Annotated in this window: 22 protein-coding genes; 16 read left to right on the forward strand and 6 right to left on the reverse strand. The window is 31.9% G+C overall.

Translation table 11 applies throughout. The annotated features are described in order from the left end of the window. Positions 1–45 precede the first annotated feature (45 nt). The 9 genes from NPIRD3C_RS02125 (at position 46) to NPIRD3C_RS02165 (ending at position 5,588) form a co-directional block, all read left to right on the forward strand. Positions 46–630 (forward strand): riboflavin synthase, encoded by a 585-nt coding sequence (locus NPIRD3C_RS02125; RefSeq protein ID WP_148702628.1) that lies wholly within the window; start codon positions 46–48, stop codon positions 628–630. A gap of 78 nt (positions 631–708) precedes the next feature. After that, entirely contained in the window at positions 709–1,374 is a 666-nt protein-coding gene (ribB, locus tag NPIRD3C_RS02130; RefSeq protein WP_148702629.1) for a 3,4-dihydroxy-2-butanone-4-phosphate synthase, read from the forward strand. A 2-nt stretch (positions 1,375–1,376) separates the two neighbouring features. Then, positions 1,377–1,793: a 6,7-dimethyl-8-ribityllumazine synthase gene (ribH, locus tag NPIRD3C_RS02135; protein ID WP_148702630.1), complete on the forward strand. Its 417-nt coding sequence runs from the start codon at positions 1,377–1,379 to the stop codon at positions 1,791–1,793. Beyond that, positions 1,790–2,542 (forward strand): GTP cyclohydrolase IIa, encoded by a 753-nt coding sequence (locus NPIRD3C_RS02140; protein WP_148702631.1) that lies wholly within the window; start codon positions 1,790–1,792, stop codon positions 2,540–2,542. Before ribH ends, NPIRD3C_RS02140 begins: the two co-directional genes overlap by 4 nt. Next, positions 2,536–3,726 carry an amidohydrolase family protein gene (locus NPIRD3C_RS02145; protein WP_148702632.1) on the forward strand — a complete coding sequence of 397 codons (1,191 nt, stop codon included), beginning with the start codon at positions 2,536–2,538 and terminating at the stop codon, positions 3,724–3,726. The genes NPIRD3C_RS02140 and NPIRD3C_RS02145 overlap by 7 nt, the downstream gene beginning before the upstream one ends. Further along, the gene (locus NPIRD3C_RS02150) at positions 3,713–4,369 is read left to right on the forward strand and encodes a 2,5-diamino-6-(ribosylamino)-4(3H)-pyrimidinone 5'-phosphate reductase (protein ID WP_148702633.1); all 657 of its coding nucleotides are present in this window, start codon (positions 3,713–3,715) and stop codon (positions 4,367–4,369) included. The genes NPIRD3C_RS02145 and NPIRD3C_RS02150 overlap by 14 nt, the downstream gene beginning before the upstream one ends. A gap of 36 nt (positions 4,370–4,405) precedes the next feature. Further along, on the forward strand, positions 4,406–4,642 hold the full coding sequence (locus NPIRD3C_RS02155) for an SWIB-MDM2 domain-containing protein (protein WP_148702634.1): 237 nt from the start codon (positions 4,406–4,408) through the stop codon (positions 4,640–4,642). A gap of 95 nt (positions 4,643–4,737) precedes the next feature. After that, positions 4,738–5,295, forward strand: a complete 558-nt coding sequence (locus tag NPIRD3C_RS02160; protein ID WP_148702635.1) for a hemerythrin domain-containing protein — start codon at positions 4,738–4,740, stop codon at positions 5,293–5,295. A 2-nt stretch (positions 5,296–5,297) separates the two neighbouring features. Continuing rightward, a complete protein-coding gene (locus tag NPIRD3C_RS02165) occupies positions 5,298–5,588 on the forward strand; it encodes a hypothetical protein (protein WP_148702636.1) in 291 nt (96 codons plus the stop codon). A 144-nt stretch (positions 5,589–5,732) separates the two neighbouring features. On the opposite strand, the gene NPIRD3C_RS02170 is transcribed toward NPIRD3C_RS02165, so the two are convergent. The 6 genes from NPIRD3C_RS02170 to NPIRD3C_RS02195 all read right to left on the reverse strand — a co-directional run bounded on the left by NPIRD3C_RS02170 (position 5,733) and on the right by NPIRD3C_RS02195 (position 10,897). After that, the gene (locus NPIRD3C_RS02170) at positions 5,733–7,064 is read right to left on the reverse strand and encodes an NAD-dependent succinate-semialdehyde dehydrogenase (RefSeq protein ID WP_342399209.1); all 1,332 of its coding nucleotides are present in this window, start codon (positions 7,062–7,064) and stop codon (positions 5,733–5,735) included. 98 nt (positions 7,065–7,162) lie between these two features. Beyond that, on the reverse strand, positions 7,163–7,567 hold the full coding sequence (locus tag NPIRD3C_RS02175) for a hypothetical protein (protein WP_148702638.1): 405 nt from the start codon (positions 7,565–7,567) through the stop codon (positions 7,163–7,165). 45 nt (positions 7,568–7,612) lie between these two features. Further along, a complete protein-coding gene (locus NPIRD3C_RS02180; protein WP_016939412.1) occupies positions 7,613–8,128 on the reverse strand; it encodes a transcription factor in 516 nt (171 codons plus the stop codon). A 27-nt stretch (positions 8,129–8,155) separates the two neighbouring features. Continuing rightward, a complete protein-coding gene (locus NPIRD3C_RS02185; protein WP_148702639.1) occupies positions 8,156–8,689 on the reverse strand; it encodes a tRNA (cytidine(56)-2'-O)-methyltransferase in 534 nt (177 codons plus the stop codon). Continuing rightward, positions 8,679–9,794 (reverse strand): GTPase HflX, encoded by a 1,116-nt coding sequence (hflX, locus tag NPIRD3C_RS02190; RefSeq protein WP_148702640.1) that lies wholly within the window; start codon positions 9,792–9,794, stop codon positions 8,679–8,681. The genes NPIRD3C_RS02185 and hflX overlap by 11 nt, the downstream gene beginning before the upstream one ends. A gap of 56 nt (positions 9,795–9,850) precedes the next feature. Further along, positions 9,851–10,897, reverse strand: coding sequence for a phosphate signaling complex PhoU family protein (locus tag NPIRD3C_RS02195; protein WP_148702641.1), 1,047 nt, complete (start codon positions 10,895–10,897; stop codon positions 9,851–9,853). Positions 10,898–10,988: 91 nt separating this feature from the next. Between NPIRD3C_RS02195 and NPIRD3C_RS02200 the strand changes: the two genes are divergently transcribed. The 7 genes from NPIRD3C_RS02200 to NPIRD3C_RS02230 all read left to right on the forward strand — a co-directional run bounded on the left by NPIRD3C_RS02200 (position 10,989) and on the right by NPIRD3C_RS02230 (position 15,305). Continuing rightward, entirely contained in the window at positions 10,989–11,462 is a 474-nt protein-coding gene (locus NPIRD3C_RS02200; protein WP_148702642.1) for a PUA domain-containing protein, read from the forward strand. After that, the gene (locus NPIRD3C_RS02205) at positions 11,459–11,800 is read left to right on the forward strand and encodes a nascent polypeptide-associated complex protein (RefSeq protein WP_148702643.1); all 342 of its coding nucleotides are present in this window, start codon (positions 11,459–11,461) and stop codon (positions 11,798–11,800) included. The genes NPIRD3C_RS02200 and NPIRD3C_RS02205 overlap by 4 nt, the downstream gene beginning before the upstream one ends. Positions 11,801–11,879: 79 nt before the next feature. After that, entirely contained in the window at positions 11,880–12,206 is a 327-nt protein-coding gene (locus NPIRD3C_RS02210) for a hypothetical protein (RefSeq protein WP_148702644.1), read from the forward strand. A gap of 105 nt (positions 12,207–12,311) precedes the next feature. Next, positions 12,312–12,890 carry a hypothetical protein gene (locus NPIRD3C_RS02215; protein WP_148704093.1) on the forward strand — a complete coding sequence of 193 codons (579 nt, stop codon included), beginning with the start codon at positions 12,312–12,314 and terminating at the stop codon, positions 12,888–12,890. Positions 12,891–13,178: 288 nt separating this feature from the next. Beyond that, the gene (locus tag NPIRD3C_RS02220; protein WP_148702645.1) at positions 13,179–13,622 is read left to right on the forward strand and encodes a hypothetical protein; all 444 of its coding nucleotides are present in this window, start codon (positions 13,179–13,181) and stop codon (positions 13,620–13,622) included. A 17-nt stretch (positions 13,623–13,639) separates the two neighbouring features. After that, positions 13,640–13,981 carry a proteasome assembly chaperone 4 gene (locus tag NPIRD3C_RS02225; RefSeq protein ID WP_148702646.1) on the forward strand — a complete coding sequence of 114 codons (342 nt, stop codon included), beginning with the start codon at positions 13,640–13,642 and terminating at the stop codon, positions 13,979–13,981. Beyond that, the gene (locus NPIRD3C_RS02230; RefSeq protein WP_148702647.1) at positions 13,974–15,305 is read left to right on the forward strand and encodes a UbiD family decarboxylase; all 1,332 of its coding nucleotides are present in this window, start codon (positions 13,974–13,976) and stop codon (positions 15,303–15,305) included. Before NPIRD3C_RS02225 ends, NPIRD3C_RS02230 begins: the two co-directional genes overlap by 8 nt. Positions 15,306–15,340 lie beyond the last annotated feature (35 nt).

The following is a 15,340-nucleotide window of genomic DNA, read 5'->3' on the forward strand; positions in this document are numbered from 1 at the left end:
AAAATTATCTAAATCATTTTATACATGAATTTGTAGATAGTTTTATTGTTTACAGGTATTATTGAAGGAATAGGCAAGATCGAAAAAATTTCTAAAAATACAAAAAATAGAAGTGCAATTCAAATGACTGTGAATTTAGGAAAGCATGCCAAGGGGTTAAAAATTGGTCAAAGTGTTGCATTAAACGGTGTTTGCCTAACGGCAACAAAATTATCAAAATCTAATTGTATGTTTGAAATGATTGAAGAGACAACAAAAAAAACTGATCTTGGAAATCTTAAAGTTGGTGGGATTGTAAACATTGAACGCAGCTTAAAATCTGGAGATAGATTAGAAGGTCATTTTGTTTTAGGTCATGTTGATGGAGTAGGAGTAGTCAAAAAAATTTCAAAAAAACCTAAAGAAGTTCAAGTTTGGTTTGAAATACCTAAGAAATTAGCAAAATATGTTGTCAAAAAAGGCTCTATTGCAGTTGATGGAATTAGTTTGACTGTAGTTGATATTAAAAATAATCTTGCATCTGTTTCATTAATCCCTCATACAATTGAAGTTACAAATTTTCAAACCAAGAAAGTAGGCGACAAAGTTAATATTGAAACTGACATTCTTGGGAAATACATTCTAAAATAAACATAATAATCTACCATTTTAGTAGTAATTACCAATTTTTTAGTAAACTTTATAATCAGTTTGAAGATTTTTTTGTTTATGTCTCTTGAATCTGCATTACAATCTCTAAAAAGAGGTGAGTTTGTACTTTTGTTTGATTCTGCTGGAAGGGAAAATGAGATTGATATGGTAGTAGCTGCAGAATTTGTAACCTCAGAACATGTTGCTAGAATGCGTCAGCATGCTGGTGGATTGCTTTGTATTGCAATAGATAATAATTTTGCAAAATCACTTGAATTAAAATACATGCATGAAATTCTATCTGATTCCTCAATACCAAACAAGGAAATGATTATGGGATTAGCTCCTTATGGTGATCACCCCACCTTTTCATTATCTGTAAATCACTATCAGACGTATACTGGAATTACTGATAATGACAGATCTTTAACAATACGTGAAATGGCAAATATCTACAATGTTGAAAATAAACAGAAAAAATTTGCATCGTCTTTTAAAACTCCAGGACATGTTCCCTTGCTGATCGCATCAAAAGGCTTGTTGGCTGCACGTCAAGGGCATACAGAAATGTCTGTATATCTTGCACAAATTGCTGGTTTGACTCCAGTAACTGCAATATGTGAAATGATGGATGCTGAAACATATACTGCATTATCAGTTGATAAAGCAGAAAAATTTGGAAAACAAAATGGAATTCCATTAATTGATGGAAAAGAACTATTAGAATACGCTAAGGTGCATTAATTTTGAATATTGCGATAGTGATCTCGGAATTCAATGACAAAGTGACATCTAGAATGCTTTTGGTGGCACAAGAAAAAGCAGATTCTTTAAAATTAAAAATAATTCATACCTGTTCTGTACCTGGTGCCTATGACATGCCTATTATTGTTGATGCCCTTTTGCAGAAAAATGATGTTGATGCTGTAGTCACTTTGGGTGCAATTATCAAGGGACAAACAAAACATGATGAGGTTATCTCTCATGCAGCTGCTCAAGCACTTACTGATTTATCTATAAAATACAAAAAACCTGTATCTTTAGGAATTTCTGGTCCTGGAATGCAAGAAAGACATGCACATGCCAGGATAAGACCAGTAGCTGAACGTGCAGTAGAAGCAGTATTGAAAATCTCCTCAGAACTAAAAAGGATTCAAAAATGATTCAACTAAGTATTTTGAAAATAACTGGTTATGGTCCATGGACATTAACTCTGGGTAGTGACAGAGAACATGAACTACAAATGCTTCAGGCTTCTCTATACAAACAAGTACAAAAATTATTTTCTGAAAAAAATTGCCTTGTTTTTCTTAATAGGTCTGATGAATTTTTTGCTGTTTCAAATGGCCTTGGATTAGAAGATCATATCCAAATTCAAAAAATACTAGAAAAATCCTTTGATATACGCCTTACCATTTCAATTGGATTTGCTGAGTCTCCCTTTGATGCAAATTTGAAGGCATATGAGGGAAAGAAAAATGAAATTGTTTTAGATAAACAATACAACATTTTTGGTTTTGTAAATGAGACAACTGATTCTACTGTTACTATAATGCATTTGGATGTAGATGATCTTACTTCTAAAAGAACAACAAATTCACCATATGAAATTTCATCAATAATTTTTCAACTTTACTCCAAAATGTCAACATATTTTCTACAAAAAAATTCACTTACATTTTTCATGGGTGGTGATAATTTTATGGTGGTTGCAAGTAATGATGCAAAAAACTCTGTGCAAGATTTTATTAATATGATAAAAAATGACGATAAAATTTCTTTGAATTGTGGAATTGGTAATGCAAAAACATGTAGAGATGCTGTAAAATTAGCCACAAAATCATTAGATACAATTCGTGAAATTCGAGATTCAGGGAAAGAAAAACCTGAAGTTTATGAATTATCATGTTAATCAAAAACATCAGTACTCTTTTAGGAAAAGAATTAGACTATATTTCTGAAACAAATATTCAAATCCAAAATGGAAAATTTAAACAAATTCAACCCAACATTAAACCTAATGTTAAAGAAGAGTTTATTGATTGTCAAGGGCTTTTACTAATTCCTGGATTCATTAATGCACATACTCATATTGGTGATTCTATTGGAAAAGATGTTACACTAGATAGTTCAGTAGACAAAAAAATACATCCAGTTTTTGGGGCTAAATCAAAAATTCTAAAAAATACTCCTCCTGAGAATCTTACTGATTTTATGAAAAATACTTGTCACTCCATGATTAGAAAAGGAATCACCACTTTTGTTGATTTTAGGGAAGGTGGCTTAGATGGTGTTCTTTTATTAAAAAAAACATTATCTGAAATTCCTATACGTTCAATTATTTTGGGGCGAGTAGATTTTTATCAAAACCCAACTGAAATCAAAAAAAATCTACCTATTTCTAAAGAAAAATCTAAGGAATTACCACTAATCCTTCAGAAATGTGATGGAATTGGAATCAGTGGCGCAAATGAGAATAGTAACTCAGTTCTAAATCACTATTCAAAAACATCAAAGATTAGAGCAATTCATTCTTCTGAAACCAAACAAAGTGTTTCTAGATCCAAAAAAATGACTGGAAAATCTGAAACAATTAGGGCATTATCCCTCAAGCCTCATTTTCTTGTTCACATGACTCATGCATCAAAAAATGACCTTCATGTTGCAGCAAAAAAAATTAGAGGAATTGTCATTTGTCCAAGGGCTAATTCTTCGTTGGCTGAAGGAATTCCTGACATTACTTTAATGCAAAATGCTGGTTGTACTCTAGCATTAGGCACAGATAATGTCATGATAAACTCACCTGATATGTTTAGAGAAATGGATTATATTTGGAAAGTAACAATGGGCATTCATAAAAAAAGAATCAACCCTAAAGATATTCTAAAAATGTCTACCGTAAATGGTGGAAAAATATTGAAAAAAGATATCGGAATTATTGAAACAGGAAAAATTGCAGATTGTATATTTCTTAACAAACATGCATTAGACTTGGAACCAATGCATGATCCATACGCATCAATTGTTCATAGAGCATCTGAATCTACAATAAAAGCAGTAATGATTGGAGGGAAAATTGTACATGGAAAACTCTAGACCTCGCATAATTCTTAGTACAGCAATATCCATTGATGGAAAGATTGCAACTAAAACAAATGATTCAAAACTTTCATCAAAAGAAGATATTAAAAGACTACATAAATTACGTTCTAAAGTAGACGCAATTCTTGTTGGAAAAAATACTGTCTCTCGTGATGATCCAATTTTAACTGTTCGATATGCTAAAGGAAAAAATCCAATTAGAATTATTTTAGATTCTCAAGGAACTATTTCAAAAAAATCAAAAATTTTACAATCATGTGATAAAATTCCAACTATAATTGCAGTATCAAAAAAAATTCCACAAAAAAATCTTGAAAAGTTACAGAAATTTCCTATTGAGATAATTATTACTGGAAAAGATTATGTTAATCTAAAATTATTATTAAAAAAACTATCAAAAAAGAAAATCAAAACAATACTAGTTGAAGGTGGGGGAACTGTAAATTGGGAATTTGTTAAACACAAACTTTTTGATGAAATGATAGTGACTCTATCTCCATTCTTAGTTGGCGGTGAAGATGCTATTTCCTATGTAGGTGGTTCAGGATTTAGTAAAATTTCCAATTCCCCAAATCTTAGACTTAAATCTGTAAAGAGGCTCAAAAATCATCTAGTTTTACATTACGAAAAGCTCTAAGTTCTTATACTTTATTTGAAATACAACTACAAGAAATTGGCGGTAAAAAAGAAAACAACCAAAAGAAAAACTACCACAAAAAAGAAGGCAGCACCAAAAAAGAAATCTACTAAATCAAAAGCAAAGAAACCAGCATTTGGCGGATATGCTATTAGTTTTGCAGGTCGCAAAGAAACTGCTGAACAAATATTTGGTAAAAAACCAATTGCCCCTAGTGAAATGACCAAAAAGATTTGGGCATTTGTAAAATCAAAAAGCCTTTCTAATCGTTAAACCCATTTGTTAACGAATTATCGTTAACTAATTTCTATATTTTAATTATTTTTAAAAAAATAAGATATAGATACTGGAATTAATTTGAATTTATTATGTCAACTACATCATTAAGACGTGATCATGATTTAATTGAAAAAGTTATCAAAGCAATGGACGCAACCATTCAATTATTAAATGAAAATAAAAAAATTCCTGAATCTATTCTATTACCTGTTATTGATTTTTCAAAAAACTTTACAGATGTATGTCATCATAGTAAAGAAGAAAATTCTTTATTTCCTGCCCTAGAACAAGCTGGAATGCCAAAAAACATGGGTCCAATTGCAATGATGTTGATGGATCATGAACGTTCTAGAGAAATTGGAGCAAACATGGAAGCATCTGCAAAAGAATATCTTTCTTCAGGCGATTCTTCAAAATTAGTTAGTGATATGCAGCAGTATGTTGAACATATTACAGAACATCTCTGGAAAGAAAATAATCGCTTGTTCATGATGGCAGAAGCTCGCTTGCAATATGTTGCACAAAAAGTCGATGGTCAATTAAACGAGATTGAAGCAGAAAAACTCAAAGACTTGGGAAAATCCCGCAAACACTATGAAGAACTTGCTGAAAATCTCACCCGAGATGTTGCTGCTCAAGGAAACTAGGCTTGACTCATAGTATATTTGGTCAAGTAATTGCTGTAAGAAAATTTGCCAATGGAGATATTGAGGTAGATTTCTATCATGATGATCAGGTTACAGAGTATAGATATTCATCTGATACTGGCCGCTTGGGAAATTTTCCAAAAGAATTGGTCGAATCTTTAGCATCTACATTGGCCACTGATATTTGTATTGAAATCTTCTTTGCTGATGATGGAACCCCAACTCATGTAGAATTAGAAGAATGTGAAGATGATGAAGAGTATGACGAGGACCTTGTCCCAGAGGAATCATGAACCCTGGATGTATTTCAAAGCTCAAGGCGTTCCCAAAGATCTCTTTGATCTTCACTCAACAATACACGTCATCGAGTGTCCTCGTCAGTATATAGTGCGCTAAAATTATACTTAAAGGGTACTCATAATTTCAATTATAGAAAATTATTCTACGTAATGATGATGTGTTAAGTTGTCATAGAATCTAACTGATTTTAGATTTACAAATTCCAGCATTCCATATCTGGATAGCTCTCTTCCAAAACCACTATGTTTTATTCCGCCGAATGGAATTCTTGGATCTGAAATAACTACATTATTTACACTAACAATTCCAGATTCAATTCTTCTTGACATTTTATCTGCTTTTGCAAGATCTTTTGTCCAAATACTTGCACCCAATCCAAATTCACTATCATTTGCTAATTTGATTGCCTCGCTTTCGTTTTCAACAATTGTTATTGGTGCAACTGGTCCAAATGTTTCCTCTTTTGCAATTCTCATATCGGGTTTAATGTTTGTAAGAATTGTTGGTTGGTAGAAATATCCATTACCTTCAATCTTGTCTCCTCCTAGTAACACTTTAGCACCCTTTGCCTTTGCATCTTCAACAATTCCAGAAATTGTCTCTAACCCGCCTTTACTGGATATTGGACCGACATCTGTATCCATTGACATTGGATCTCCTACTTTGAGTTGAGATGCTTTTTTGATAAATAATTCAATAAAGTCTTTAGCTATATTCTTGCCTACAAAAAATCTTTTAGATGCTACGCAACTTTGCCCACAATTGATAAACCTGCCTTTGACTGCCCCTTCAGCAGCTTTTTCGATAATTGCATCATCTAAAACTATGAATGGATCACTTCCCCCTAATTCTAAAACACATTTCTTTAGATTCATGGCGGCCCTTTCCCCCACTTTTGCTCCTGCATTAGTACTACCAGTAAATGTTACAGCATTAACATCTGAATCAATAAGATGATTTGCAGAATCTACACTTCCTACTACGGTTGAAAACACTCCTTCTGGTATCCCTGCTTCTGTGAATGCTTTTTCAATTTCGATTCCTGATTGCATAGTAATTCTTGATGGTTTCATCACAATTACATTTCCTGCCATCAAACATGGAGCTGCAAATCTCAGAGCTTGCCAATATGGAAAATTCCATGGCATAATAGAACCAATTACCCCTAATGGCTCAAAAGTCAGAAAACTCTTTCTTGCATCTGTGTTTAATACTTCATCAGAAAGGAAGCTATCTCCATGATCTGCATAAAATTCCAATGCCCAAGCACATTTTTCAACTTCACCAATTGATTCTTTGAGCGCTTTTCCCATTTCACTAGTTGCAATTTTTGCTAACTCTGTTTTGTTTTTCTTTAGATATTCAACTAAATTGTAAATGTAACTTCTACGCTTTTCATAATCTTTTTTCCACTCAGGAAATGCTCTTTTTGCTTTTCTAACTAATTCAAAAACCTGATCTCTACCCATTGGTGAAAATGTATTGATATTCTCACCTGTTGCAGGATTGACTGTAGTGATCTGACTCAAGGTTTTTTGAGAATGATTTCTCCTATTTAATTTGTAACTTAATCTTCAAAGTTAGTACTAAAATTTGAAAGTGATTTTGAGTATGAATCCATCATAATATGCACAAATTGATCATATGATTTCATGCCTGAAATTCTCATTTGAGAGTACCATTTCAGATAATTATCATAATTATCAATCTGCTTTATCCAAAAATCTGTTAGACTATCAGAAAATGACTTTATATTTTTCATAGAGTTTTTGTCAGTATTCATTTTTTCAAAAAATTCTTTTTCAGAAATTATACATGTTCCAAATATGTCATCTAATAGATGTAGATATTCTTTATACATGTCTGAATATATTTGAAAATGAGACGGAATTTGCATTTCTAATTTATTGATTATTTTAGATGAATTATCTTTGAAAATATTACAAACTGATGATTCTGAATCTTGAGACATAAAAAAACTACCCTAACTTTCTATTTAACTTATTTCCAAAAATGCTTAGAAAATCTGCTGCATATCTTTTTTGATTTCATCAATTTTCTTTTGATATGCCTTTTTAGACTTATCGTTCTTTTTTAGATTTAGAACATTTCCGCATGATGGACATTTGAACATACCTTCAAGTGCATCTTCAAAGGTTACTCTTGGACAATCTTCATTTCCACAATGATAAAAATCAGATGCATTTTCATAATCTAATCTTTGTTGTAATCTCTCTTCAATTTTCTTTTTCTGATTTTCAATAAAATGTTCAACTTCTTCTCTTCTTGTTCTCCATCTGTAAACAAACCACCCCTTTCTCTCATCTTTTACTCTAATCCCTGTGATTAGGGATTTTCCAAAAAGATCATACAATACTTTTCTTACCATATTGATTCTAAGCCCTGTTGAACTTGCAATTTCTTCATCAGTTGCATCTTCTGCTTTTAGTAATGAACGAGCTACTTTGAGATATTCATCTCCTCCAATCATTGAGGCTATTCTAACAAAAGGATCTTCGTATTTGTCTACCAACTCTAATCTTTTCCCAATTTTCTATTATTAATCCCTTGTTTCCTTTACTTGTACATTTTTACCTACTTTTGTGGGTATAATCTTCCGTTTTGCATCTGGAAATTCTTTCTCAAATTGTTGACCTTCTTGAATTCGATCTAAAAGTATGGCAAGAGCACTTATTTCAGAATGAGGCTGACTCCCAATTCCTATGTTATAATCTGCCATCTCATAAATTTCTCTGGGTACTTTTTCTGCCCCTACCACCACTAACAATTTTTTTTCTTTTCGAATTTTTTCTTGAGCATCATTAATTTTTTCACCATACATTGAAAGATGAATTATCTTGAAATTTTCCTCTTTTTTCTTTTTAATAATTGGTTTCCATTTTTCAATAAATTCAACTGAGAAATTCCCTCCCCATGTTTCATTGATTTTTCTCAAAGTATCTTTTATCTCTGGATTAATTTCTGTCATGAAGATTTTTTTGGCTCCAAATGCTCTTGATACTAATGCCACATGTGTTGTAACTCTATCATCTCTTACTAGTCTTTGACCAATTCGGACTACTTCAATTTCCATATGTTTTTTCAGCCCCTAACCTATTTTCAAATACGTGTGAATCATAACTTTCCAAAATATCTTTAATCAATTCTTTTAGTTGTTTTACATTTTTACCAGTTTTTGCAGAAACTGGAATCCATTTTTTATTATCTACTAAATTTAATGTCTCTATTTTTTCTTCAATTTCATTTTCTTTTAGTAAATCTGATTTATTTAATGCGTAAATCATTCTGTCTTTTTCAACCCCTAGTTCACTTAATGTTCTCATACAACTAGAAAATTTCTTTTTTAATTCAAATAATGGATCACTGATATCAATTATTACAATGATGATATCTGTATGACCTAATTCCTCTAATGTAGATTTGAATGCATCAATCATGTAAGCTGGTAATTTACTGATAAAACCAACTGTATCTGAAATTAAAAATGGTACTTGGTTAATCGTAACTCGTCTTGTAGTAGTTGAAAGTGTTGTAAACAATTCACTACTTTGATCTCTTGTTTCTCCTGTCATCTTGTTAAACAAGGTTGTTTTTCCTGCTGAAGTATAACCTGCAAGTGAAATTGTTTTGAATCCCATTCTTTTTCGTCCTTGTCTGTGTAACTCTCTTTGCTTTCCAGCTTTTTCTAGCTTAGATCTAATTGTCTGCATTCTATGTTTAATGTCATTATAGTAAACATCAACTTCAAATTTTCCTATTCCCATAAACCCTGGTTGCTCTCCCATACTTGAAAGTCGAACTTTTTCTTTTGCTCTGGCCATCTCATACCTTAATTGAGCTAACTTTACTTGCAATTTTGATTCTGCACTTGATGCCCTACTTTCAAAAATTTCAAGAATCAGTGCTTCTCTATCTAAAATTTCTCTGTGTAAAACTGATGCTAAGTTATAATTTTGACTTGGTTTTAAAACCTCATCAAACACAATCACATCTGGTCTAATTTTTTCTGAAATCTCTTCCAGATTCTCTAAAATTCCACCGCTTATGCCATACTTTGGCTTTTTCAAAAATTTCTGCTTAATTGTATGGACTACCTGTAATCCTGCTGCATCACAAAGCCCTTTTGCTTCATTAATTATGTCATCTTTATCATATGTGATTAAAATAGCCGATTTCATTTTGATTCTATGGTTCTACTATAATTTGGGTTAAAGATTCTACCTGTTTTGAAAATCTATACTGCTTTCTTGATTGTTTTTTCGATATTCATATTCAGGACTATTTCTGCAATATCGCTGGCATATTCTGAAACTCTTCTTATATTTTCAGTCATTCTTCTAACTCTATAAATCTCCTCGTCGTCTTTGAGTGATTTTGAGGCATCTCTGACTTTTTTCTCATATTTTGCAATATTGTTTGTTTTTTCAATGGTTTTTTCAGCCTGTAAATAATCTTCTTTAAACAATGCAAGGCAAGCATCATCTAGTACTGATAAACAAAATTCATTCATGTCTTGTAATTTATCTAAAATCTCCTTTTTCACTGATTTCTTGAATTCCAGAAGATCTTTTGCAATAAATGCTGCATGATCTCCTGCTCTTTCAATATTTTTTACAACTAATCTATATCCCAAACAATTTCTCGGATTTCTAAAACCCATTTCTTTTAACATGTGTTCATTTTGAATTGCGATTTTTAATTGACGAATAATATAAAAGCCAAATCTGTCTACCTCGTCATCTGTGTTGATTACCTCTTGTGCCAAATCTAGATTGTTTTCTTTTACAGCTAAGATTGCATCACTAGACATTGATTTTGCCAAATGGATCATTCTTTTGAATGCCCCGTCTACTGATAACTCTAATAAATTAACTAGAACTTGTACTGTAATGCCTACACTGGAATCAGAAATAATTTCTGATCCCATCAACATTCGTTTAACGGCCTCTTTTACTGTATTTCTCTGAACAGGACTTAACCTTCCATCTTTTGGTTTTACATTAATTGTCTTAAACCCTAAAAAATAAAGTGAAACTAATTTTCTAACAATTGAGGATGCCTTTTCTTCTGGATTAATTTCAATTATCGCTTCTTCTTTTTTCGGATTTCGTGATTCAAATTTTGGAGGATATAGTTCTAGTGTTGATGAACCTTTTCTTACCATTCTAATTTGATCCCCTTGTTTTAAGCCTAAATCCATAATCCATTGTTTTGGTAATGAAACTATGTATGATGATTTACCTGTAAACTGGATTTTCCTTGTTTCCTCCCTTTCTTCCATAAACTAAAGAGAAAAAGCCATTCTATATAGTTTTAATATTTTGATATGTATAATCATTGAACTAATATTTAGAATCAATTGAAGGCAAAATATGGACCATGTTTTAAAACTCCGTAATTCTATTGATGCCTTGTTTGGAAGTGGTGTTTCTAAATTCCTGCCTAAAGATATTGAAATGACTTTTTCAAGGAAAACTGGCAGAATTAGAACTGTTCTACATGAAGGAAAACTATTATGCACATTAAGAATTGATGGTGGTTTGGCAATTAGTCCTTATCTTGCACAAATACTCTTGAAGAGTAAAACGTTTAGAGAGAATTGTGTAGAGATAAACAAAGATGCAGCGTCTTTTGTACAAGAAGGAAGATCTGTATTTTGTAAACATGTTGTAAAATGTGGAAAAAATGTTAGAATCTCAGGTGACACCCCTGTTTTATTCAAAAATAAAGTAATTGCAGTAGGTAGGGCTGTTTTATCATATGAAATGATTTCTGATTTTGATCGAGGTGTGGCTGTAAAGGTTAGAGATAGTTTAAAAAGTCGTAAAGAGGAAAAAGAATTATGATGCGCGGAGGCAATCGCGAAATGCGAAGGATGATGGATAAGATGGGTCTTGATATGAATGAACTTTCTAATGTCCAGGAAGTTATCATAAAGACTGATAAAAAAGAGATTATTATTTCGAAACCTTCTGTTACTGAAATGAAAGCTAAAGATAATTCAATTTTTACTGTAACTGCTGATAGTTATGAGGAGAGAGAATTAGAGGTTCCTATCTTCTCTGAAGAAGATATTCAACTTGTCAGTCAGCAAGCAGGTGTTGATGAAGAAAAGGCTAAAAATGCATTAGAAGAAGCAAAAGGCGATCTTGCTAGGGCAATTTTGCTATTGACTACTGGATGACCTTTTATTTTGTGCCTAAAATTGACCTAAAAATGAATGATTTAATTAATGGAATTGCTGAAATTCGAGTGTAATGAGTATGGCAGAATCCAAAGTCACTGGAATTATCAAATCTCTAAATGTCTTAGAAGATAAAATTGATTCCTTAAACAGTAAAGTTGGAGATATGAAAAAACAACTTTCAGTAAAGGCTCAAAACGAAATAGATTTTCTCATGGAAAAAACCAGAGAGATGGCAACCAAAGAAGCCGAAGTTTTGATAAATGCTTCAAAAGAAAAAGCAACTGCTGAATCTGCAAAAATTGCTCAAGAAGGTGAGGCTAAATTATCTGAAATCCAATCAAAAATTGATGCAAATTTTGATGAAGCAGTGAAACATGTCGTGTCAACTGTTTTGAAGGCATAACCCTAAATCCTATATTTCATTTTGTCAAATATCGATCCCTTACTTAATTCTCGTATTGGAATTGCCACTTCTTACGGTAAACCGTACTATAGATTTTCAACATATCTGAAGGCACTTAAACTATCATTTGATTCAATTTTACCTGAAGAAATACAAAACTATTCAGGTCATCTTGTTCTAACAACTCGTAAGGAATCCCCAAAAACTTGTGAAACCCCACTTCTTCACGAGGATATTTTTGAGCATCATCCTACTGTCATTAGGGGACTAATGATGCAAAAACTAAATCTTGATTTTGAGGAAGATGATCTGATTCTAGGAATTGATCCTGGAGAAAGAACTGGTTTATCTATATTTTACTATGGGAAAGAAATTGAGAGCTCATTTCATCCATCTGCAGAGAAATTAGTTATTCATATTATTCGGGTTCTAGGTGGTCTTAGGGCTAAAAGAAAAATCGTTAAGATTGGAAATGGTAATATGGGAATTGCAAAACAAATTGTAGCTATGCTAAATATACAATTTTGTTCATCTTTTGAATTAGAATTTGTTGATGAAAGGAAGACCAGTATGAAAATCAAGAATTTTAATCAAAGAGGAAAACGAGATATGTTATCTGCAAAATACATCTCTCAACGAGATGGTTACCGCCATTCCATTTTGCCTTTGTCTATTACTGGTTAGTTATCTACCCTTGGTTTCGAATTTTTAGTAATACTATATGAATTTCTTCTATTTTTTAAGAAAAACTGAAATTTTTTATCAAACAACTATATTGATACATATCATTTTTTCAAAAAAACCGAAATTCAAACAAGCTATACATATTTATTGATGATTTCTTGTTTTTCCTTGAAACTAATTCTACTGATCGTAAAATTATGTAAAATTATTACAACTTTCTGATACTTTTTTTCTAAATTTTATCGATCCATCCTTATATACTTATGAATTCTATATTAAATTACCAAGATGACTTGTAAAGGAATTTGTGTAAGATATAAGGCTCAAAAGCCTGTTGGAACTGGAAGATATGCTTCTGGACAACGTCGATGTCAAATTTGTGAAATATTCATCAAATGGGAAGGACTATGGTGTCCATGCTGTGGCTATAGATTAAGAACTAAACCACGTAATTTGAAATACAAAGCCAAACTACGTGCAAGAGTTGAGGCTGATTCTATTGAAGCAAAATCAGTTACAGAAGTTCAACCAGAAGTTGAAGAAATTGCAGTAAAAGCAAAATCCAAAGCAAAAACTGCAAAAACTAAAACAACAAAGTCTAAGGAAAAAACTCCATGCAAATACTGTGAAAAATTATTTGTCTATCCAGACAAACATGAAAAGAACTGCAAGAAAAATCCTACTTTGCTTGATGCTTCCCAAGAAAGTGAATCAATAGCAATAAAAGCATAAGACTTGTTCATAGCTTATTGAACTCTCCAAATGGATTTTTCCAAAAATTGGTAAATTTGGAGGGCCGAAATTTTTCTTTAAACATTCAAAAATTTGAAAATGGATATTTTATTTCTATATCTGAGGGTTCTAATAAAATAGGCTCTATGGTGGCTTCAATGGCCACTGGTCCTACTCCTGTTACAACTACCATAATTCCTTCTAGAACCGAATCTCTTTTTCTGAAACTTGTTGCTGAACGAATTAGTACTAGAATGCGAGGAATTGCATTAGTTTCTGCATTTATACAAAAAGAATTAGAACCTAATACTGCAAAAGACTTAATGTCTGAAATTATGGAGATGATTGAGAATGAGTGACTTAAGAAATTATATTTCTAAAATTAAGAAAAATAAGGAACTTAAAATTGTAAAAACCAAAGTTTCAACAAAATATGAAATTGCTGGAATCATTGCTAAAGTAGACGGTTCGCATGCAGTGTTATTTGAAAATATCAAAGAAAGTAATTTCCATTTAATTGCTAATCTAGTTGGAACTAGAAAGAGATTTGCTCTTGCAGTTGGTGGAACAGAAAATAACATTCATGAGAAAGTAATTTCAGCTATAAACAAAGCAAGACCCCCTAAAATTATTTCATCAGGGAAATTCCAAGAAAACAAATCAAAAAATCTCTTTTCTATGCCTATTGTTACTCATTTTGAGAAGGAATCAGGCCCATTTATCACATCTTCAATTGCATATGTCAAGAATCCCGAAACTGGAAAACAAAATTCATCGTTTCATAGAATGATGCCAATTGACAAAAACCATTTTTCAATAAGAATGGTTGAAGGTCGTCATTTACATCGATGTTTTGTTGATGCTAAAGAACATGGGGAAGATCTAAAAATTGCGATTACTGTTGGTGTTCACCCTGCAATTTCTATTGCTGGTGCATATCAAGCACAATGGGGCAAAGATGAGATTGCTATTGCCAATTCATTATTGGGTGGAAAATTAACTTTGACAAAACTTCCGTATACTGGACTAAATGTGCCATCTGGTTCAGAAATTGTTATGGAAGGAAAAATTCTTCAGGATAAAACTCATCCTGAATGGATGGTTGAAATGCTCCAAACCTATGATCATAAAAGATCTCAACCTATTTTTGAACTTGAAAATTTGTATTTTAGAAATAACCCAATTTTTCATGATGTATTATCTGGTTATTCAGAACATCGATTGTTAATGGGAATGCCAATTGAATCAAAATTAAATGGGGATTTGAAAAAAGCATTCAAACAAACACAACAAGTTTCCATGACCAATGGTGGGTGTAATTGGTTGCATGCAGTTGTTCAAATAAAAAAGAAAAATGAATCTGATGCAAAAAAAATAATTAAAAAAACATTTGAATCGCATCGTTCATTAAAACAAGTTACAGTAGTTGATGATGATATTGATCCTAATGATGCAGAATCTGTGGAATATGCAATGGCTACAAGATTCCAAGCAGATAAAGATCTTGTAATTCTCAAAAATGTACGTGGTTCTAGCCTTGATCCATCAAGTAATCAAAAGAAATTACAAACTGCAAAAATGGGTATTGATGCAACCAGATCTCTATCAAAACGTCCTGAAGGATTTGAATTGGCAAAAATTCCAAAAATCAATAAAATTAAACTTGAAAAATATTTGAAATAATCAAAATCAACTGATTAAATTAAATTTGGATAAAT

The organism is Nitrosopumilus piranensis (assembly GCF_000875775.1).
GTDB lineage: Archaea > Thermoproteota > Nitrososphaeria > Nitrososphaerales > Nitrosopumilaceae > Nitrosopumilus > Nitrosopumilus piranensis.